Consider the following 19,192-nt stretch of genomic DNA (forward strand, 5'->3'; position numbering starts at 1 on the left):
GGCGGAAGAGCAGCGTGCAGCTCAGGGTGCGTCATATCCTTTTGGTGGTGCCGCGCGATGCTGACGAGCGCAAGGAAGCCGAGGTGAGAAAGCGGGCCTGGGAGCTCCGCGACCGCATAGCCAAGGGCGAAAGCTTTTTCGACGTGGCGCGCAACTATTCGCAAGATCACATGAGCAGCACAAAGGGAGGGGACCTCGGATTCATTCGTTGGGGGGAAGGGAACTATGACGACGCGTTCTTCGAAGCAGCATTTGCGCTGAAGCAAGGGGAGCTTTCCACGCCAATTCGCACGAGCAGAGGTTACCACATTCTGCGCGTGGAGGACAAACAGATTTCCGGTCTCGGCGAATACGAGCAGGCTAAAGACAGGATCAAGCAGCAGCTGGCCAAAGGCAAGCAGCCAGAGATGGAAAAGGAGTACTACCGCCTGGCCGGAGAGCTTGAGAAGAAGTACAAGGTGCAGTACGATTCCACCGCCATGGCGACCTTTGTGGCGAGGCTGGCAGCGGTGGCTGCCGATACCGGCGCAACGAAGGTGCGGCAGGATCAGGACGTTGAGCGCGACCAGTTCTACGGCCTCTTGCCGGCAGATCATAAAGTTGTCCTGGCTCGCTATGCGGGCGGCAGCGTGAGCGTCGGCGACGTGGTGAACGCCCTGCGCCGCTACCCCGCGCGTCGGCAACCTCGCTTGACTACGGTGGAGATTGTCAAGGATTGGACGTCGCGTCTACTCTGGCGGGATCTGATGCTCAAGGAGGCCAGGCGGGAGAAGTATCACCTGGAGGCGGACATGCGCCGCGTCCGACAGCAGCTCTTGGAAAGGGCCATGCTGCAGCGCATCACTGACGACATGGTGCGCAAGCGCATGAACCTCACCGAGGAGGCCTACAAGGCGTACTTCGAAAGCCATCAGGACAACTACAAGAACCCGGCGCGGGCTAAGGTGCAAGAGATTTTCGTGTCTGACCGGAAGCAGGCCGAGCAGCTATTGCGGCGCATTCGTGCGGGGGAGAGTTTCTCGCGGCTCGCACGCCAATACACCGAGCGCACCAACGTGCGCAATCAGGATGGTGTTCTGGGCTATATTTCTGCGCGCCAGTACGGCAATGTGGGACAGACCGCGCTCCAGATGAGCGTGGGGCAGGTGTCGGATATCATCCCCATGGGGCCAAAGTTCTCCATCATAAAAGTGCTGGACCGCGAGGAAGAGTCCCCGAAATCGTACGAAGAAGCCAAGTATGACGTGCAGCGCGACCTCCGCCGTCAGGAGGAGGAGCGTTTGAAGAACGAGTGGTTGGAGGGACTGCGCAAGCGCTTCCGCGTCACCGTGTACGATGAAGCGCTGAGGAAGGCGTTCGCCAACTTATTCGAGGAGTAGCGCGCGTGCGAGACTTGGAAGACGCGGCCGTGCGCAGAGTCGCAGCGTCAGCGCTGGTAGTCTGCCTGATCGTGCCCTGGATCGGATGTGGGCCGAGGCCCTCAGGCGACCAACGGGTGGTCGCTCGAGTGGGGAGCGCAGTCTTACGCATCGCCGACGTGCAGGCGGCCTTCCCGGACAATCCTCGCTTGGGAATCTCCGAAGCGCAAGTGCGTTCTTACGTTCAACGGTGGATCAACACGGAGCTCCTGGCGCAGGAGGCGAAGCGGCGAGGCTTGGACCGCAGCCCAAAGGTGAGACGGCAGCTTGCCGACCTGCGTCGGGAAGTGTTGGCCACTGCGGTGGTGGAAGGCGAGACGGCAGAGGGGCTCACCCTCACCAATGAGGAGCTCCGTGCCCGCTACGAGAAGGACGCCGAGGCTTTCCGCCGCCCCGAGGATGAGTATCTGTTGCAGGAGATCCTGGTCCCCACCTGGCAACAGGCTACTGAGCTGCGCACGCGCATTCTGAACGGGGAGAGTTTCGAAGCCTTGGCGGAGCAGAACTCGCAGGCATCGTCGGCCCGGTCCGGCGGCAACACAGGCTATCTGCGGCGTGCGCAGATGGCGCCAGAAATCGCCCAGCAGGTGCCGCGCGCACCACTAGGAAGAGTACTTTCGCCGGTGAAAACAGACGCAGGGTACTATCTCATCAAGGTCGTCGACGTCAAGCCCGCAGGGAGCCTGCGCGACTTCACAGAGGTGATAGATCTACTTCGCGAGCGGCTGTTGGTGGAAAAGATGCGCGAGCGTCAACGTGAGTTGGTGGAACGGCTGCGCGCCCGCCAGTCCGTCTATGTGGACTTTGCCGCGCTGGCGGAGGTGCTCGCTGACTCGACCAGAGGCGTGAAGTGACGCCGCCGGATCCCTCGCCTATGTTTGCTTAGAAGGTTGCTTAGGATTACGGAGCAGCGCATGAGGAGAATACCACAGGCTGCACTCATCGTCTTCATGGCGGTGGGGGCGGCGCTTGCCCAAGAGGTCCTGGATCGCGTCGTTGCGGTGGTTGATGACAAGCCAATCCTGGAGTCCGAAGTCAGTCAGGGCGCCTTTTTCTTGGCGATGCAGTTGCGCATTGACCCGAACCGCGAGCCGGAAAAGTTCAAGGAGCTGCAACGCCGCACCTTAGAGACCCTGGTCACGCAACAGATCCTCCTCAAGAAGGCCGAAGAAGACACCGTGGTGGCCGATGCCAAGAGAGTGGAGGCCTTCTTAGAGCAGCAGATGCAGAGCATCATACAACAGCTGGGCTCGCAAGAGAAGGTCGAGGAATACTTCGGCATGCCCATGCGCAAGATCCGCCGCCAGTACGAGGAAGAAATCCGCAAGAACTTGACGGTGCAACAGTTGCGGGAGACCAAGTTCGCAAACGTCAAGGTGAGCCGCCGCGAGGTGGAGCAGTTCTACGCCGCGCACAAGGACAGCTTGCCAGGCGTCAAGGAGGCGGTGGAGATCAGCCACATCCTGATTGAGGTGCGTCCTGGAGAGGAGGCCCGGCAGAACGCGCTCCGCAGGATGGAGGAGGTGAAGCGGCGGTTAGCTGCAGGGGAGGACTTTGCGCAGGTGGCGCGGGAGATGTCCGACGACCCGGGTTCGGCGCAGCGGGGCGGGGACCTGGGCTTCATGCAGCGCGGCGACTTTGTCCGCGAATTCGAGGAGGTCGCCTTCTCCCTGGAGCCGGGGCAGCGCTCGGAAGTGGTGGAGACGCAGTATGGCTTCCACCTCATCGAGTTGCTGGACCGGCGCGGTGAGAAGGTCCGCGTGCGCCATATCCTCATCGGCCTCGGCACCACCAAGGACGACGAGAAGGCTGCTGCCGAGCGCATCAAGGACATCCACCGGCAACTCCAAGAAGGTGGCGACTTTGCTGCGTTGGCCAAGGAGCTTTCCGACGACGAGGCCACGGCACAAGAAGGGGGCCACCTTGGCTGGTTCGAACTCGACCAACTGCGGGAAACCGCGCCCGAGTTTGTCGTGGCCCTCCGCGGCCTGGTGCCCGGGCAGATCACCGAGCCCTTTCGCACCAAGTATGGCTTTCACATCCTGAAGCTCCTCGACCGGCGCCAGCCCCGCGCCCTGACTTTGGAGAACGACTGGGACACCATCGAGCAGATGGCGCTCAACGACAAGAAGCAGCGGGAGTTTGAGAAGTGGGTGGCCGAGCTCCGCGCCGAGATGTTTGTGGAAGTCAAGGGTCTGTAGCGCACCGCTTCGTCTGTTCCGGGCCGGCCAGCAATGCACAGGCCGGCCCTTTTTCATAACCGGAAAAGGGCTTGATTATTAGGCGAAGTTTTTGTTTCTTTAAGTGGTGGGGCGTGTCGGCGAGGAGGAGAGAGCGATGCACAGAGTCTGTATGACACTGCTCTTCATGCTGGGAACCTGTGTGGCCTTTGGTGCGGGGCAGGAGCCCGGACCTTTCCAATGGGCGGATAGCTCTTGTTACGACCCGCAGGTCCCTCCCCCACGAGCAGTGCTGGGCTACTCCGTTGGCGAGCAATTCACGCCCCATCACCTGGTGGTGCGCTACATGGAGGCCCTTGCTGCCAGTTCGCCACGCGTGCGGCTTGTGCGCTACGGGGCCAGCTACGAGGGGAGACCCCTCCTGGTACTGGTCATCTCCGCGCCGGCCAACCTCGCACGCGTGGACAGCCTGCAGGCCGGACAGCAGCGCCTCGCCGATCCCCGCAAACTCCCGCCGTCTGGGGCGCCCTCCCAGATGTTGACCACGTGGCCCTTAGTGGCCTGGCTGAGCTTCAATGTGCACGGCAACGAGGCGAGCGGCACCGAAGCGGCCCTCCAAGTTGCCTACCAGCTTGCTGCCGGTATGGATGAGCAGACGGAGGCGCTGTTGCGGGACTTGGTAGTCATCCTGGACCCGGTCCTCAACCCGGATGGAAGGGAGCGCTACGTCTCATTCTACGGCCGGAGCGCAGGGAAGAAGCCGAATCCCGACCCAGATGCTGTCGAGCACCATGAGCCTTGGCCTGGGGCCCGTTCCAACCACTACTATTTCGACCTCAACCGCGATTGGGCCTGGCTCACCCAGCAGGAGACTCGCCAACGGGTGGCGCTGTTTCGGCAGTGGATGCCCCAGGTGCACGTGGACTTTCACGAGATGGGCTATAACAGCACCTACTTCTTCTTCCCGTCGCGTACCCCCATCAACGTGAACATTCCGCGGGCCCTGGTCAAGTGGGCTCAGGTCTTTGGCGAGAACAACGCCAGGGCATTTGATAAGCACGGCTGGGCCTATTTCACTGCTGAAAGCTTTGACCTGTTCTACCCCGGATTCGGCGACTCGTGGCCTTCCCTCAACGGTGCGCTGGGGATGACCTTTGAGCAAGGAGGAGGCGGTGAGGCCGGTCTGGCGGTGAGGCGAGACGACGGCAGCCTGCTCACCCTTACCGATCGTGCCTGGCACCACTTTGTGGCCGCGATGACTACGCTGCAGACCGCGCAGCGCCACCGCAAGGAGATCCTGCAGGACTACGTCGACGCCTGGCGGGAAAGCCTGGAGCGTGGACGCACGAGCGCAGTGCGGTACTATCTCTTCCCACCGGACCCAGATGCCAACAGGCAGGCGGACTTTGTGGACCTGCTGTTGCGGCAGGGGATCGAGGTGTGGCGCACCTCGCAGGCCGCAGAGGTGCGCAAAGCCGAGAGCTACGAGGGGAGCAAAGACAACCTGTTGTTGCCGGCAGGCTCCTTCGTGGTGCCGGTTGCCCAGCCGGCACAGCGCCTTCTCACTGCCCTGTTTGAAGTGGAGCCGGTGCTGGCCGACACCTTCTTCTATGACATCACCGCCTGGTGCCTGCCGGTGGTGTACAATCTGAAGACTTTCTGGACGAAGGAAAAGTTGAGCTGTCCCATGGAGCAACTGCACGCCCGGCCACAGGTGCCCGGCTGCGTGGCGGGTGGGCGCGCCAGCTATGCCTATCTGCTCCCTTGGGAGGACGAACATGCCGCCAGTGCCTTGTTCCAGCTCCTCAAGCACGGATGGCGGGCTCGCGTGAGCAGCAAAGCCTTTACCCTGGCCGGCCGCCGCTTTGAGCGCGGCACGATTGTCATCCCTGTGCGCAATCGGCCGACTACGCACCCCGATTCGACGATTCACGCCGTGGTGGCCAATTTGGCTGCTGACCACGGCCTGACCTTCTACGCCGCAAGCACCGGCCTCACCGAGGAAGGCATCGACTTAGGCTCGGACGACCTGATTGCGCTGAAGGCGCCGCGTGTGGCGATGTTGACCGGTAGGCCAGTGAGCCCAAGCTCCTTCGGCGCTCTCTGGTTCCTGTTGGAGCAGCACTTGGGCGTGGACTTTACGCCCCTGGAGTGCGAGCGGCTACGCACTGCCGACTTGCGCAAGTACGATGTGCTTGTCTTCCCAAGCGATTTTGGCGAAGGAAGGGGCTATCGTGGCCAGCTTGATAGCGCCACGGTGGAACGCCTCGCGCGCTGGGTGCGCGAAGGCGGCACCTTCGTGGGTATTGGCGGAGGAGCGACCTTTGCCACCCAGGAGGGGGCGCGCCTCTGTTCCGTCAAGCTCAAAAAGGAGAAAAAGCCCCGGGATAAAGACGGGGATGAGCAACAGGATCCCGAGCTGGAGCGCCGCAAGCGCTTGACCTTGGAGGAAAAGGAGAAAGAGAGGCCGCTCAGCACAGTACCTGGGGCCATAGTGCGCACGCTCATCGACACTTCTCATCCATTGGGCTATGGTTGCCAGCGCACGATGTTTACCTTCAAGGCGGGGACCACGGCCTACGAGCTGAGTGCCCAAGGACACAACGTGGGCATCTATGCGGACAAGCCGCGCTTTGCGGGGTACATCTCCGAGAAGAACCAGGAGAAGATAGCCGGTACCGCGTACCTGATCGAGGAATCGGTGGGCAAGGGCAAGGTGATTCTGTTTGCAGATGACCCCACCTTTCGTCTCCTGTGGCGTGGGCTCACCCGCCTGATTGTGAACGCCATTTTCTTCGCGCCGATGACATGACGAGGAGAGAGAACACGGTCCGCCCGACCTGCAAGCAAATCGGACCACCATCTCCGCTGCCCAGGGCAATGACCTGGCGGAACTTGGCCTGGGCTTGTCTGCTTGTAGCGATCGTCGCGTCTTCTGCAGCAGCGCAGGGGGAGCTTTTCACCATCGCCCGCGTGCGCTACGCGGGTGGAGGGGACTGGTACAATGACCCTTCGGCAATTCCCAATTTGCTCAAATTCATGGCTGAGCACACCAATGTGCGCGTGGCCAGCGACCAGGTCGTGGTCGGGATAATGGACGAGAAGCTCTTCTCCTACCCGGTGCTCTATCTGACTGGCCACGGGCGCATCTCCTTGTCGCCGCAAGAGGTCGAGCGCCTGCGCCACTACCTGATGCACGGCGGCTTTCTCTATGCCGATGACGACTATGGGATGGATAGCTTTTTCCGCGCGGAGATGGCCAAGGTCTTCCCCGACAAGCGTTTCGTCGAGCTGCCATTCTCTCATGAAATCTACCACATCCATTTTGACTTTCCCCAGGGGCTTCCGAAGACTCATGAACACGACGGCAAGCCGCCGCAGGGCTTTGGCCTGTTTCACGAGGGGCGCCTGGTGGTTTTCTACACCTACGAGACCAACATTTCGGATGGCTGGGTCGATCCAGAGGTCCACGGCGACCCGCCGGAGAAGCGTCTCGAGGCGCTGCAGATGGGAACCAACATCATGATCTACGCGCTCACGCATTGACTGCCATGGGCAGCGTCGCGGTGACATACCACAGTCTGCTATCGCGCCTGCGCGGCTTCGGTCACGCGAAAAAGCAGCGAACCCTGGTAACCGGGCTGGCGACGTGGGCTGCGGTGGTGCTGGGAGCGCTGCTCTGTGCGGCAGGCCTGGAGGCCCTTCGTCCGCTGCCAGTGGCGGGGCGGCAGGTGGTGAGCGGGCTGCTTGCACCTGGCCTGCTGGGCGCCTTCGTGTGGTGGATCGCAAGGCCGCTGGTGGACCTGCTCCTGCGGCGCAACTCCCCAGAACTCATCCGCCTCGCCTATGACGTGGGGGGTCACTACCCGCACATTGGCGAGAGGCTCGGAAATGCCCTGCAGGTCTATGCCCGGCGCGAGGACAACCCAGAGCGCTACTCATCAGAGCTCATCGAGGAGTCCCTGCGCCAGGTGGCGGCAAAGCTCGAGGGAGAGGACTTTAGAAGGCTGGTGGACTGGCGCGTTGCTCACCGCGCGCTGAGCAGGTGCGCGATTGTCGCGGCCATGAGCCTCCTGCTGTTCGGCCTGTTTCACCAGGCGCTCGGTGGGGCCTTGATGCGGCTTGCCCACCCGCGCACGCGCTATGTGGTGGGGCCATCGATGGTGCTTGCCGTGTCGCCAGGCGATGCCGAAGTGGTGCGCGGCCAAGACCTGAGAATTACCGTGCAGGCCAGTGGTCGGAAGGTGGAAGCGGCCAGCATCGCTTACCGCGGCGAGGGGAGCGTCGCCGTGACCACCAAACCGATGGAGCGACAGGGCCCCACCAGTTTTTTCTACGAGTTTAAGGCGCTCCGCGACACCCTCTTCTACCGCATCGCTGCGGCAGGCACTAGGTCGCCGGAGTACAGAATTGCCGTAATCGAGCTGCCGCTGGTGCGCACGTTGCGCGTGGCGGTGAAGCCGCCCAGCTACACTGGACTTCCCACCCAGTTTCTTGATGAAAACGTGGGCGATGTTTTTGCCCTGAAGGGATCCACCGTCACTGTTTGGGCGAGCACCAACAAGCCGGTGGCGAAGGCTGCGCTGCGCCTGAAAGGGGGCGCCGAACTTCCCATGCGCATCGCCGGGCTGGCGCTGGAAGGCGAGTTCAAGGTGAGCGAAGAGACCACTTACCACGTCAGTCTCGCAGATTTTGCAGGTCGGACGAATCAGAACCCCATCGTATACCGCGTCTCTGTGCTGGCAGACCGGGAGCCCTTCGTGCGGGTGCCGGTGCCGGGCATGGACGTCGACATTGGCGAGGACATGACCCTGCCGCTTCTCGTGGAGGCTCAGGATGACTTTGGCATTTCTCACCTCTCGCTGGTCTATCGTCTGGTGCGCGGGTCCGAAGGGCTCGAGGTGGGCCGCGGAGCAATCCCGCTTCCCCTCGGCAAAGCGGCCGATAGGGTGCAGGTAGAGTACGCGTGGGACCTCTCCTCCCTGCAACTCATCCCGGAAGACGTGGTGGTCTACCAGGCTGAGGCCTGGGACAACGACGTGGTCTCCGGTCCGAAGGTCGCGCGCAGTCAGGAGTACCGGGTGCGCTTCCCGTCCATCTATGAAATCTACCAGGAGGTAGCGCAGACGCAGGAGCAGGCTTCGGACATATTGGAGAGCGTCTACGAGCAGAGCAAGGAGCTAAGAGAACGGCTCGACCGGCTCGCCCAGCAGCTCAAGCGAAACGCCGACCTGGACTGGGGCGAGCGGAAGCAAGTCGAGGAAGGTCTCGATGCCCAGAGGCGCATGCAGGAGGAGCTGCAAGAGCTGAGCAAGCGCCTGGACGAGATGATCGAACGTCTGGAGCGGAACGACCTGGTGTCCCTCGAGACCTTGAAAAAGTACCAGGAGCTGCAAAAGCTCTTCGAAGAAGTGGCCACGCCGGAGATGCGCCGGGCGATGGAGGAGCTGCAGCGTGCCTTGCGCGACATCGATCCCAACAAGCTGCGGCAGGCAGTGGAAAAGTTCAGCCTGACGCAGGAGGATTTCCTCAAGTCCATTGAGCGTACCATCGCCTTACTCAAGCGGCTGCAGATAGAACAAAAGCTCGATGAGGCTGTGCGCCGGGCAATGGAGGCAGCGCAGCGGCAAGAAGAGATTGCGCAGAACGCCGGTCGCAAGGCCGACGCAAACCAGTTAGCCGAAAAGCAGCGGCGGCTCGCTGAAGAGGCAGAGGCCCTGACCAAGCACCTCCACGACCTGTCCGCAGCCATGGCCGAGTTCCCCGACATGCCTGGTTCGGAGGTGGAACGCGCCGCGGCCATGATGGATTCCGCTGGGGTGGCGGCCGAAATGAAGCAACTGAGCGCTATGCTCCGCCAGCAGAACATGAGCGGCGCCAAGGCCGGGGGACAGAGAGCGGCCGGCCTGTTACAGCAGGTAGCTCAAACCCTGCAGCAGGCGCAAAAGTCCCTGGCGGAGAACCAGAAGCGGGAAGTGCTCAAGGCGCTCCAGAAGAGCTCGCACGACCTGGTGCAGTTGTCGCAAAGGCAAGAAGAGTTATTGGACTCTGCAGAACAGGCCCGGACCGATAGTCCCCGCATTCCCGAGCTGGCCGAGGCGCAGAATGACCTAAGGACGGCCCTGGAACGCGTGGCCAGTCAGCTGTACAGCCTTGCCAAGCGCACCTTCTACGTCTCCCCGCAGATGGGAGCGGCCCTCGGCCAAGCGCAGGAGAGCATGGCGCAGGCGGTGGCTGCTCTGGAGCAGCGCAACGTCGGCAGCTCCGTGAACTCACAAGCCAAGGCGATGGCGGCACTGAATCAGGGCGTGCGCGAGCTATTGCGCACCATGGACGAGGTGAGCTCGGCAAGCTCTGCCCTCGGCTTCGACACGTTCCTGCAGCGCTTGCAGAACATGGCTGGTGCGCAAGAAGGGATCAATCAGCAGACCTTGGAGCTGGGGCTTGGCGGGCAATACACCTTGGAGCAGCAGGCAGCCATGGCCCGCTTGGCCGCCCAGCAAGAGGCGCTACGCAAGTCGCTGGAAGAGCTGCAGCGGGAGATGGGCGGCCGCTCCGAGATCCTCGGGCGCCTGGATCAGGTGGCCAAGGACATGGAAGAAGTGGCCAAGGACCTGGCCTCCCAGCGCCTTGACCAGCGCACCCTTGACCGGCAGAAACGCATCCTTTCGCGGCTTCTGGACAGCCAGCGTTCCGTGCGCGAACGAGACTTTAGCCGCAAGCGCCAAGCGCAGGCGGGGAAGAACGTGGTGCGCCCCAGCCCCGGACCTTTGCCCCAGGACTTGGGTGCCGCGCAGAGCAGTCTGGCGGAGGACCTGCTGCGCGCCCAGAAGGAGGGCTACACCCCGGACTATCTTGAGCTCATCCGCCTCTACTTCGAGGCCCTGGCCAGACAGGAGAAGCGATGACTGCCGTTCGCGCGTGCGTGTGCGTGTTGGTGCTTGGGCTGGGCCTGTCCTGCGGGCGAGTGATGGCACAGCTTCCGGATAGTCTGCGCTTGGCCTATGACTACGAAGCCATAGGTCAGTACGACCGCGCCGCGCAGGTGTTTGGCGCACTCTACGCAAGGAACCCGCAGAACATCGCCGCTTACCAGGGGCTGCGCAGGAACCTCTTGCGCCTGGGCAGGCTGGACGAGCTGGCGGCGGTGATCAAACGCCGGCTTGCTTCTGGCGACCTGCAGGCGCAAGTGGACTGGGCGGAATTGCTCTACCGCAGGGGCCAGGAGCGGGAGGCGCTGCGCGAATGGCAGCGGATCCTGCAGGAGCACCCACGCAATCTGAACGTCTACGAAATGGTGGCCGCCAGCCTGAGCGAGAACCGCCTCCTTGACGAGGCCATCGCTGTCTACCGCCAGGCGCGCGAAGAGACGGGTCGCCCGGCCTTGTTTGCATTGCAAATGGCTGACTTGTATGCCTCCCGCCTCAATTTCCGCGAGGCAACGCGGGAGAATTTGCTCTTCCTGCGGGAGAACCCGCAGCAGTGGAGCGTGGTGCAGGCAAGGGTTGGCTCGTACGCCACAAGCCCCCAGGGCGCTGCGGAGGTGGCAGAGGTGCTCACGCAGGAGCTTAGTTCCTCGCCCCACCAGCTTCCGCTGCGACGGATCCTCGCTTCGCTATGGCTCCGCACCCGGCAGTGGGCGCGAGCTTTCGAGAACTATGTGGAGGTCGACCGCCTGGCGGCAGATGTCGAGCGCAACCGCGGCACCCTGGGCGCGGAGCTATTCGGCTTTGCTGAGACTGCCCGGCAGGAGCGCGCCTATGAGTTTGCTGAGAAGGCTTACGCGCTGCTTCTGGCCCGTTACCCCGGCAGTCCTCTGGCACTGCGCGCCGAATTCCAACGTGCGGTGCTGCTGAAAGAGATGGGGCAGTATCAGGCAGCAATTGACGGTTTCACTGCCGTTGCCGACCGCTATCCACGCTCCAGGGAGGCATGCCCCGCGCTCCTGGAAGCAGCCTCCGTGTACTTTCACTTCCTGCGGGACGCGGCGCGGTGTCAGCAACTGCTCGGACGCCTGATGGGCGAATGTCCAGGGGGCGGCGACCAGGGTCGGGCCCTGTTGCTGTTGGGCGATTGCAAGCTTGCCGCTGGCGACATTGCCGGGGCGCGGGAGGCGTATGGGCAGGCAGCCCGCTCCAAAGATGCGGCGCGCGAAGAAGTGGGCCACACGGCGCTCTTCAAAATCGGGGAGTTGGTCTTCCTCACGGGACGAGTGGACAGCGCCGCAGCGATACTCACCCAGGTGAGCTCGGCGAGCGGGCCCTCGCCTACGCGTGTGACCAATGATGCGTTGGAACTCCTCCTGCTCATCAAGGAGAACGCCGACGATGGGCAGGCCTTGCAGGACTTTGCCGGTGCATTGCTCCTGGAAAGGCAGTGGCAGCCAGAGCAAGCTCTCCGCCGCCTGGAGCAGCTGGTGCGCAAGCAACCCCCGCCCGCCATTGCCGATGAAGCGTGGATGCAGATCGCCCGCATCAAGAGCGAGCAGGGGCGCTATCAGGAGGCCCTTCAGGCATACGACCAAGTGTACAAGGGCCTTCCGGAGAGTCGCTTCCGCGATCTGGCGCTCAAGCGAAAGGCGGAACTCTTAGAGGCGCAACTTGCCGACGATGCTGCAGCTGCCAAGGCGTACGAGGAGCTCTTGGTGACCTTTCCTACCAGCGTGTACGTGGAAGAAGTGCGGAAACGCCTTCGCGTGGTGGACGCGAGGATGGAGGCGAACAAGCGAAAGGGAGAACGGTAGACCATGGTCAAGACCTTCTACCTCAAACACATCAAGGCCGAGGAGGCCTTGGAGAGAGTCCATGCTCTTGGCGTGTTGGATTACAACATCAACTGGGGGGTTGATGTGGACAAGAAGCTCAATGCCATCTCCTTCCGGGTCAAATACGAAGCGGGAGGGAACGCCGCCGAGATGGAGGCGCGCGCCCTGCAGGAGATCGAGGACTTTCTGAAGGGGATCGACTTGGAAAAGCCGCCGCGCTGAGGTTGGTGTGTCCCAATGCCGGTATGGAAGACAAACCAAGGTCGTCACAAGCGCGGCGGGCGGCGCCCGCAAAGTCTGCCCCACTGGCTTCCCGGGAGAGCAGTGATCTTGCGGAGAATGTGGAGCCGCCTCCTGCTCCCTGCTGTGGTCGTTGCCCTCAGCGGCATGCTCTTTCTGGTGCCGACTGGCGGCGCAATGGCGCAGCGCATTCTCATCCCCATGGACCTTGCCCAGACTGACCACCTGAAGGCCTACGGGGTGGCGTACTGGGCATTGGATCAGGGGATGAATGTGGAATGGCTCCTCAACTATCGCGGCGGCTCATTTCTCCTTGCCGAAGAGGCCATGGTGGAACGCGAGCTGCGCGTCCGTGGGGTAAGCTTCGAGCATCTGGATGCAGCGGCAGTGAGCAGTGTCTACCACACCATCGAAGCGGAGAACATGGAGGTCGTGCTGCTGGAAAAGGCCCCCGCCATCGCCATCTATGCCCCGCCCAAAGAGGAGATGTGGGACGATGCCGTCATGCTGGCGTTGGAATACGCCGAGGTGCCGTTCACGGTGGTGTGGGATGCCGAAATCCTGCGTGGGGACCTGGACAAGTACGATTGGCTCCACCTGCACCACGAAGACTTTACCGGACAGTTTGGCAAGTTCTACGCGAGCTACCGCAACACGGCTTGGTACCAGGAAGAGGTGGCCCTGAACCGCGAAACGGCGCAAAAGCTGGGTTTTGCCAAGGTCTCGGAATTGAAGCGGGCTGTGGCATTAGCGATCAAAGACTATATGCTGCGCGGGGGGTTCCTCTTTGCGATGTGCTCGGCCACCGACACCTACGACATTGCCTTGGCTGCCGTCAACACGGACATTGTGGACACAGTCTTTGACGGGGACCCACCCGCTCCCGACTGCCAGCAGCGGTTGGACTACTCGCAGTGCGTGGCGTTTGAAGGGTTCCGGGTTGAGCTCAACCCTCTCATCTACGAGTACTCCGACATCGACGTGCCGCCCAGCTATGCGCCTCTCCTGCGCGGCGCCGAGGCCGATTACTTCACGCTGTTTGACTTCTCTGCAAAATACGACCCGGTCCCCTGCATGCTCACCCAGAACCACGTCTCGGTGGTAAAGGGATTCATGGGTCAGACCACCGGTTTTCGGCGTGACCTGATAAAAAAATCCGTAACCATTCTGGCAGAGGCGGAGGGGACCGAGCAGGTCAAGTACATCCATGGGAATGTGGGCAAGGGAACCTTCACGTTTCTTGGGGGGCACGACCCCGAAGACTACCAGCATCTGGTCGGGGATCCGCCCACGCAGCTTGCCCTGCACAAGAACTCGCCCGGTTATCGGCTCATTTTGAACAACATTTTGTTCCCCGCGGCAAAGCAGAGGAAGAGGAAGACCTGATGGCGGAGCTGTACCAGTTTTCCTTGCGCACCAGTGCGCGTTGCGAGTTTGTCAATATCGATGCCCAGGTGCAAAAGGCGGTGGCCGCGAGCGGCGTGAGCGACGGAGTGTGCCTGGTTTTTGTGCCGCACACCACGGCGGCAGTGACCATCAACGAGAACGCCGACCCGGACGTTCGCCGCGACATCATCGCCGAGTTGGACAAGGTGATCCCCTTGGCCAACAACTACCAGCACATGGAGGGCAACGCGGCTGCACACATCAAGGCGTCGCTCCTTGGTTGTTCGGTGGCGGTTGTGGTGCAGGACGGCAGGCTGAAATTGGGCACCTGGCAGTCATTGTTCTTCTGCGAATTTGACGGGCCGCGCACCCGGCAGGTCTGGGTGAAGATCTTGCCTGGATGAGTTGCCATGCGCATCGCGGAGATAGGAGAGTTCGGCCTTATCGCTCGCTTGAAAGCCGTGTGTGGCACCCCCCCGGCCGATGTGGTCGTGGGCATCGATGACGACGCAGCGGCTTTTCGTCACACAAGCGACGAATTGCTGGTGGTGACCACCGACGCCCTGGTGGAAGGCGTCCATTTCCGCTGGGAGTATTTCACACCCTACCAGCTCGGCTGGCGGAGCATGGCCGCTAACATGAGCGACATCGCCGCTATGGCAGCAGAGCCGCGCTATGCCGTGGTCGCCGTGGCGTTGCCCGCCGCCATCAGCGTGGAGGAGGTCGAAGAGCTCTACCAGGGGATGGTCGATCTGGCGGCCCGCAGTGGTGCCAGCGTCATTGGCGGTGACACAACCCGCTCCCCTGGAGGGCTGTTCTTGAGCATCACCGTGTGCGGCAGCGTTCCGGCCCACTTGCTCGCCCGCAGGGATGGCGCACGCGCCGGGGATGGCCTCTACGTGACCGGCTACCTTGGGCAGGCCCACGCTGGTCTCCTCGCCCTGAGTTCGGCCGGGCAGCTCCCTAAGCAGCGGTTCCCCTCAGCAGTGGGCCGCCATCTGCAGCCGCTCCCGCGCGTGCAAGAGGCCCTCTTCCTGCGCGACAGGGTCCACTTGACCAGCATGATTGACGTGAGCGATGGCCTCGCCTCGGAGGTGCATCACCTCTGTCGGCTCGGTGGGGTAGGCGCGGTGCTGGACGAGGCGGCGATTCCCTTGTCTCAGGAGGCACGCGAGATAGCGGCCTCCTTGGGCCAGGAGGCGCGCGACTACGCCCTGAGCGGGGGCGAGGACTTTGAGCTGCTCTTCACTGCCGCCGACACTGAGGTGCAGGCGGTGAAGCGCTCCTTCGAAGCGGAGTTTGGCCTGTTGCTCACCAGAGTCGGCGAGATAGTGCCTGCCGAGCAGGGAGTGCTCCATCGCCAGAAGGATGGGCAGCTCCGGCCGCTCACAATGTCAGGCTGGAATCACTTCGGCAAGCCTGGGGACCAGACGGCGCAGGAGGGCGGGGATGCGCGTTCCTGAGGGTCGACTGCCGCGCGTGGTGCTGGCCGTGGGCAACCCCGCGCTGCAGAGTGCGGTGGCGGCTCTGCGCGCTGCCATCGATGCTGAGCAGGCGGCTGTGTGCCGCACCACATTGGCCGGAGACTTTGAGGCACTGTCTGAGGCCGCGCACCAACTGGGTCTTAAGCGCAGTCTGCGACGGGTGGGCCTGCTTGAGCCAGAAGCCGCGGACGATGACGCAGTCTCTGTGATCGACAGGCCGAAGCACCCCCTGGCGCCCCGTGCGGAGGAGGAAATGGCGCGTCTCGGAGAGCGCATGCTTGAGGACCTGGATGCGGCCCTGCAAGTGCTGCTATTCGGCTGGGCCGATGCGGCAGTGGTGGGCCCATTGGCAATGCCAGCCCTGCGCGCCGCCGGGTTCCACTACGCGGACATTGGTCGGCTCTTGGGCGAATGGCTCCGCCTGGAGGGCCGGGCGAGATTGAGGCGCGTGCCAGGAAAGCCTCTGGTGCGGGTTGCGGGCGGTGCGCCGGCACCGATCGTGCTGGCCGCCCCTGGAGCCAATTCGTCGCCAGAGGAGCTGTTCCTGTCCCTAAAGGAGTCCCTGCAGGTTGCTGCTTCCCTGGTCAATGCCAAGGCGTGAGACACGGACGTACTCGCAGCTGGCCGAGATCTACGACTACGTCATGCGCCATGTGGATTATCAGCTCTGGGCAGAACATGTGGATCTGCTCCTTACCCGCGCCGGCGTGCGACGCGGCCGGCTATTGGACCTGGCCTGCGGCACCGGCTCTTTGAGTTGGCATCTCCACCGCCTTGGCTGGGAGCCAGCCCTCTGCGATCTTAGTCCCCACATGGTGCAGCAGGCACAGAGCAAGTTCCGACAACGCGGCGCACATCCCCCCATGTGGGTGACCGACATGCGCCAGGTTGCTACCCGGCGCCGCTTTCCTGCCGTGGTGTGCATCTACGACAGCATGAACTACCTACTGTCCGTAGATGATTGGTTGGCGACTCTGGATCGGGTGGCAGACTGCCTGGAGGAAGATGGTGCCTTTGTGTTCGATGTGTGTACGGCCCTGAACTCGCGGCGTAATTTCCGCAACTTCCGCGACAGGGAAAGCGGACCGGGATTTACCTACGTCAGGAAGAGCCGTTACCTCGAACACGAGAGTGTACAAATCAATGATTTCGAAATCCAGCTCGCCGGCGCGCCGGGGGTGGTCTTCAAGGAGCTGCATCGACAGCGCATCTACGCTCTGGCTGAGGTGGAAACCATGATCCAGCAGAGCAGCCTGTGTCTGGTGGGGAGCTATTGCGACTTCGCCCTCACGCCGGGCACGGAGCAATGCGAGCGGGTCCACTACGTGCTGCGTCGGCGGGCCTCAGGGGAGAGGCAGCCATTCTCAGGAAGTGAGGGGCCAGAATGATCCACCTGCGCAACGTGCGCATGCTCTACCCCGATGGCGGAGGCGTCGAATGCGTGAACCTCGACGTGCACCGAGGAGAGTTTGTGTTCCTGGTGGGACCGAGCGGCGCGGGCAAGAGCACCGTGTTGAAGCTCATCTACATGGACGAACGCCCGCAGGAAGGCGTGGTCATGGTCCACGACTTCGACTCGCTGCACATAAGGCGCAAGCAGATACCCTACCTCCGTCGTCTGCTCGGGATCGTTTTTCAGGACTTTCGTCTCCTGCCGGATAGGGACGTATTCGAGAACGTGGCCTTCGCCCTGCGGGTGACCGGTGCTAAGCGCAGGGAGATCCGCCGCAAGGTACTGCGCGTCTTGGCGGAGGTGGGACTCAGTCACAAGCGCCATCGCATGCCACACGAGCTGTCGGGCGGCGAGCAACAACGCGTGGCAATTGCCCGTGCCCTGGTGAACGAACCGCTGGCGCTCCTGGCGGATGAGCCCACTGGCAATCTGGACCCCGATACTGCTCGGGAGGTGCTCGAACTCCTGGAGAAGATCAACCTCAAGGGAACGGCAGTCCTCATGGCTACGCACAATTACGCGCTGGTGGAGAGGGCCGGAAAGCGCATCGTGCGCATACAAGCGGGGAGAACCCTGTGAGTGGCATTCTCTACAGCATCCGTGAGGGCGTGGAAGGATTTCGGCGCGCGCCCTTCTCCAGCTTCATTTCCCTGTCAACTGTTGCTCTGGCCTTGACGCTGCTGGGCGTGTTCATGGTCGTCAGCCTCAATCTGAATCGGCTGGCGGCTGCCGTGCGGCAAAGGATGACCTTTGAGGTTTTTGTCGACGAGGCTTTGGACCAGCGCGCCATCGCCGCGCTCGAGCAGCAAGTGAGGTCCATCCCCGGGGTGGGGAGCGTGGAGTTTGTGTCCAAGGAAGCCGCCGCGCGGGCGATCAAGGAGGAGTTTGGTGAAGATGTGTTAGAGATTCTGGGTGAGAATCCCTTGCCCCCCTCGTTCCGAGTTGGCCTGGCGGCGAACGGTCCCTCCGCGCCCTTGGCGGAGTCGGTCGCCGCACAACTGCGTGCGTTGAAGGGCGTGAGCGAGGTGGTCTATCGTGCGGAACTGTTCCGGCTCCTGGATCGTTATCTGCGAGTGGCTGTGACGGTGGATGTGGCGGTTGGCCTCGCCTTGATGTTTGGCTCGATCTTTGTGGTGTTCAACACCATTCGCCTCATCATTCACGCCAAGCGCCAGATTATCGAGACCATGAAGCTGGTAGGGGCCACGCCTGCGTTCATTCGGCGGCCCTTTTTGGTGGAAGGCATGCTCCAGGGAGCAGCGGGCGGGGCAATTTCCGCGGCATGCCTCTGGTTGTCGGTCCGCGTCGCCTCCCTGGAGGTGCCGCACCTGGTGGTGCTGCCGCCGATGTTCTACCTGTGGGTCATAGTGGCAGGAGTGGTGCTTGGTTGGTTGGGGAGCGTCCTGGCGGTGAGGAGGCTACTCAAGTACTGATGCAAGTCCTCTTTTTACTTGACAAAGGGATAGGAGATTGATATATTAGGGCACGATGAAAGAATTGGTGGGTAGGAACTTTCATTGACTCGCCATGACTGAACTGACGCCAAGAGAAGAACAAGTCTTCCGCTCCGTAGTGCGGAACTTTATCCAGAATGCGCGGCCGGTGGGCTCCCGACTCGTTGCCAAGCAGTGTGGGATGGATGTGAGCGCCGCAACCATCAGGAACGTCATGGCGGATTTGGAAGAAAAAGGCCTCATCACACATCCCCATACCTCTGCGGGGCGGGTGCCGACCGACCGGGGGTACAGGTACTACGTCGACACCTTGATGCAGGTGGACGATCTGACGCCCCAGGAGAGGGAGGACATTCGCAGGAAACTGCTGTCCCCTTCTGCCGATGTGGAGCAGATCTTGGAGAGCTCGTCGCGAGCCCTTGGCAACATCTCCAAGCTGCTGGGCGTGGTGTTGGCCCCGCGCTTCTATCAAGGGGTGTTTGATCGCTTAGACCTGGTGGAGATCGCCGACAAGCGCATCCTGGTGATCATTCGGGTCAAGTCGGGCCTGGTCAAGACGATCCTCATGGAGATCGACTCGAACCTCTCCCGTGACAGGCTCGAGGAGACGGCACGGGTCCTGAACGAGCGGTTGCACGGGCTGACGCTCCTTGAAATCAAGCGGTCCATCGACAAGAGGATGGCCGATATCTCCGAGGGTTCTCCCGACTTGGTGCGGCTGATCGTCGGCTCGGCCGAATCGGTTTTTGACGTCGAAGGTGGGGCGCATTTTTACGTGAGCGGGACCGGCAACATCCTCTCGCAGCCAGAGTT

At 62.3% G+C, this 19,192-nt stretch carries 16 protein-coding genes; all 16 read left to right on the forward strand.

Going from position 1 to position 19,192, the window contains the following annotated elements; genetic code table 11:
• Positions 1 to 1,379 (forward strand): peptidylprolyl isomerase (locus tag H5U38_04155; GenBank protein ID MBC7186212.1); only part of this gene is annotated, 1,379 nt, incomplete at its 5' end.
• Between the two features lie 5 nt (positions 1,380 to 1,384).
• Positions 1,385 to 2,272 carry a peptidylprolyl isomerase gene (locus H5U38_04160; GenBank protein MBC7186213.1) on the forward strand — a complete coding sequence of 296 codons (888 nt, stop codon included), beginning with the start codon at positions 1,385 to 1,387 and terminating at the stop codon, positions 2,270 to 2,272.
• Between the two features lie 60 nt (positions 2,273 to 2,332).
• Entirely contained in the window at positions 2,333 to 3,619 is a 1,287-nt protein-coding gene (locus tag H5U38_04165) for a peptidylprolyl isomerase (GenBank protein ID MBC7186214.1), read from the forward strand.
• Between the two features lie 136 nt (positions 3,620 to 3,755).
• On the forward strand, positions 3,756 to 6,410 hold the full coding sequence (locus H5U38_04170) for a zinc carboxypeptidase (GenBank protein ID MBC7186215.1): 2,655 nt from the start codon (positions 3,756 to 3,758) through the stop codon (positions 6,408 to 6,410).
• Between the two features lie 68 nt (positions 6,411 to 6,478).
• Positions 6,479 to 7,144: a DUF4159 domain-containing protein gene (locus H5U38_04175; GenBank protein ID MBC7186216.1), complete on the forward strand. Its 666-nt coding sequence runs from the start codon at positions 6,479 to 6,481 to the stop codon at positions 7,142 to 7,144.
• A gap of 20 nt (positions 7,145 to 7,164) precedes the next feature.
• The gene (locus H5U38_04180) at positions 7,165 to 10,506 is read left to right on the forward strand and encodes a DUF4175 family protein (protein MBC7186217.1); all 3,342 of its coding nucleotides are present in this window, start codon (positions 7,165 to 7,167) and stop codon (positions 10,504 to 10,506) included.
• Positions 10,503 to 12,341 carry a tetratricopeptide repeat protein gene (locus tag H5U38_04185; protein ID MBC7186218.1) on the forward strand — a complete coding sequence of 613 codons (1,839 nt, stop codon included), beginning with the start codon at positions 10,503 to 10,505 and terminating at the stop codon, positions 12,339 to 12,341. Before H5U38_04180 ends, H5U38_04185 begins: the two co-directional genes overlap by 4 nt.
• A gap of 3 nt (positions 12,342 to 12,344) precedes the next feature.
• Positions 12,345 to 12,584, forward strand: coding sequence for a hypothetical protein (locus H5U38_04190; protein MBC7186219.1), 240 nt, complete (start codon positions 12,345 to 12,347; stop codon positions 12,582 to 12,584).
• 165 nt (positions 12,585 to 12,749) lie between these two features.
• A complete protein-coding gene (locus H5U38_04195; GenBank protein MBC7186220.1) occupies positions 12,750 to 13,988 on the forward strand; it encodes an asparagine synthetase B in 1,239 nt (412 codons plus the stop codon).
• Positions 13,988 to 14,392: a YjbQ family protein gene (locus H5U38_04200; protein ID MBC7186221.1), complete on the forward strand. Its 405-nt coding sequence runs from the start codon at positions 13,988 to 13,990 to the stop codon at positions 14,390 to 14,392. The genes H5U38_04195 and H5U38_04200 overlap by 1 nt, the downstream gene beginning before the upstream one ends.
• Before the next feature lie 6 nt (positions 14,393 to 14,398).
• Positions 14,399 to 15,451, forward strand: a complete 1,053-nt coding sequence (gene thiL / locus H5U38_04205; GenBank protein MBC7186222.1) for a thiamine-phosphate kinase — start codon at positions 14,399 to 14,401, stop codon at positions 15,449 to 15,451.
• A complete protein-coding gene (locus H5U38_04210; GenBank protein ID MBC7186223.1) occupies positions 15,438 to 16,073 on the forward strand; it encodes a 4-hydroxythreonine-4-phosphate dehydrogenase PdxA in 636 nt (211 codons plus the stop codon). The genes thiL and H5U38_04210 overlap by 14 nt, the downstream gene beginning before the upstream one ends.
• A complete protein-coding gene (locus H5U38_04215) occupies positions 16,060 to 16,860 on the forward strand; it encodes a class I SAM-dependent methyltransferase (protein ID MBC7186224.1) in 801 nt (266 codons plus the stop codon). Before H5U38_04210 ends, H5U38_04215 begins: the two co-directional genes overlap by 14 nt.
• Positions 16,857 to 17,504: a cell division ATP-binding protein FtsE gene (gene ftsE / locus H5U38_04220; GenBank protein MBC7186225.1), complete on the forward strand. Its 648-nt coding sequence runs from the start codon at positions 16,857 to 16,859 to the stop codon at positions 17,502 to 17,504. Before H5U38_04215 ends, ftsE begins: the two co-directional genes overlap by 4 nt.
• On the forward strand, positions 17,501 to 18,358 hold the full coding sequence (locus H5U38_04225) for an ABC transporter permease (protein MBC7186226.1): 858 nt from the start codon (positions 17,501 to 17,503) through the stop codon (positions 18,356 to 18,358). The genes ftsE and H5U38_04225 overlap by 4 nt, the downstream gene beginning before the upstream one ends.
• Before the next feature lie 94 nt (positions 18,359 to 18,452).
• Positions 18,453 to 19,192: heat-inducible transcription repressor HrcA (gene hrcA / locus H5U38_04230; GenBank protein MBC7186227.1), on the forward strand; the 740-nt coding region annotated here is incomplete at its 3' end.

The sequence above is a fragment of the Calditrichota bacterium genome, assembly GCA_014359355.1.
Classification (GTDB): Bacteria; Zhuqueibacterota; Zhuqueibacteria; order JANLFK01; family Oleimicrobiaceae; genus Oleimicrobium.

Excerpts from the sequence above, each read along its gene's own strand:
- H5U38_04210 (MBC7186223.1), top strand. The coding sequence starts at position 15,438 with ATGCGCGTTCCTGAGGGTCGACTGCCGCGCGTGGTGCTGGCCGTGGGC.
- H5U38_04215 (MBC7186224.1), top strand. The coding sequence starts at position 16,060 with ATGCCAAGGCGTGAGACACGGACGTACTCGCAGCTGGCCGAGATCTAC.
- H5U38_04195 (MBC7186220.1), top strand. The coding sequence starts at position 12,750 with ATGCTCTTTCTGGTGCCGACTGGCGGCGCAATGGCGCAGCGCATTCTC.
- H5U38_04200 (MBC7186221.1), top strand. The coding sequence starts at position 13,988 with ATGGCGGAGCTGTACCAGTTTTCCTTGCGCACCAGTGCGCGTTGCGAG.
- ftsE (MBC7186225.1), top strand. The coding sequence starts at position 16,857 with ATGATCCACCTGCGCAACGTGCGCATGCTCTACCCCGATGGCGGAGGC.
- thiL (MBC7186222.1), top strand. The coding sequence starts at position 14,399 with ATGCGCATCGCGGAGATAGGAGAGTTCGGCCTTATCGCTCGCTTGAAA.
- H5U38_04170 (MBC7186215.1), top strand. The coding sequence starts at position 3,756 with ATGCACAGAGTCTGTATGACACTGCTCTTCATGCTGGGAACCTGTGTG.
- H5U38_04165 (MBC7186214.1), top strand. The coding sequence starts at position 2,333 with ATGAGGAGAATACCACAGGCTGCACTCATCGTCTTCATGGCGGTGGGG.
- H5U38_04190 (MBC7186219.1), top strand. The coding sequence starts at position 12,345 with ATGGTCAAGACCTTCTACCTCAAACACATCAAGGCCGAGGAGGCCTTG.
- H5U38_04185 (MBC7186218.1), top strand. The coding sequence starts at position 10,503 with ATGACTGCCGTTCGCGCGTGCGTGTGCGTGTTGGTGCTTGGGCTGGGC.
- H5U38_04175 (MBC7186216.1), top strand. The coding sequence starts at position 6,479 with ATGACCTGGCGGAACTTGGCCTGGGCTTGTCTGCTTGTAGCGATCGTC.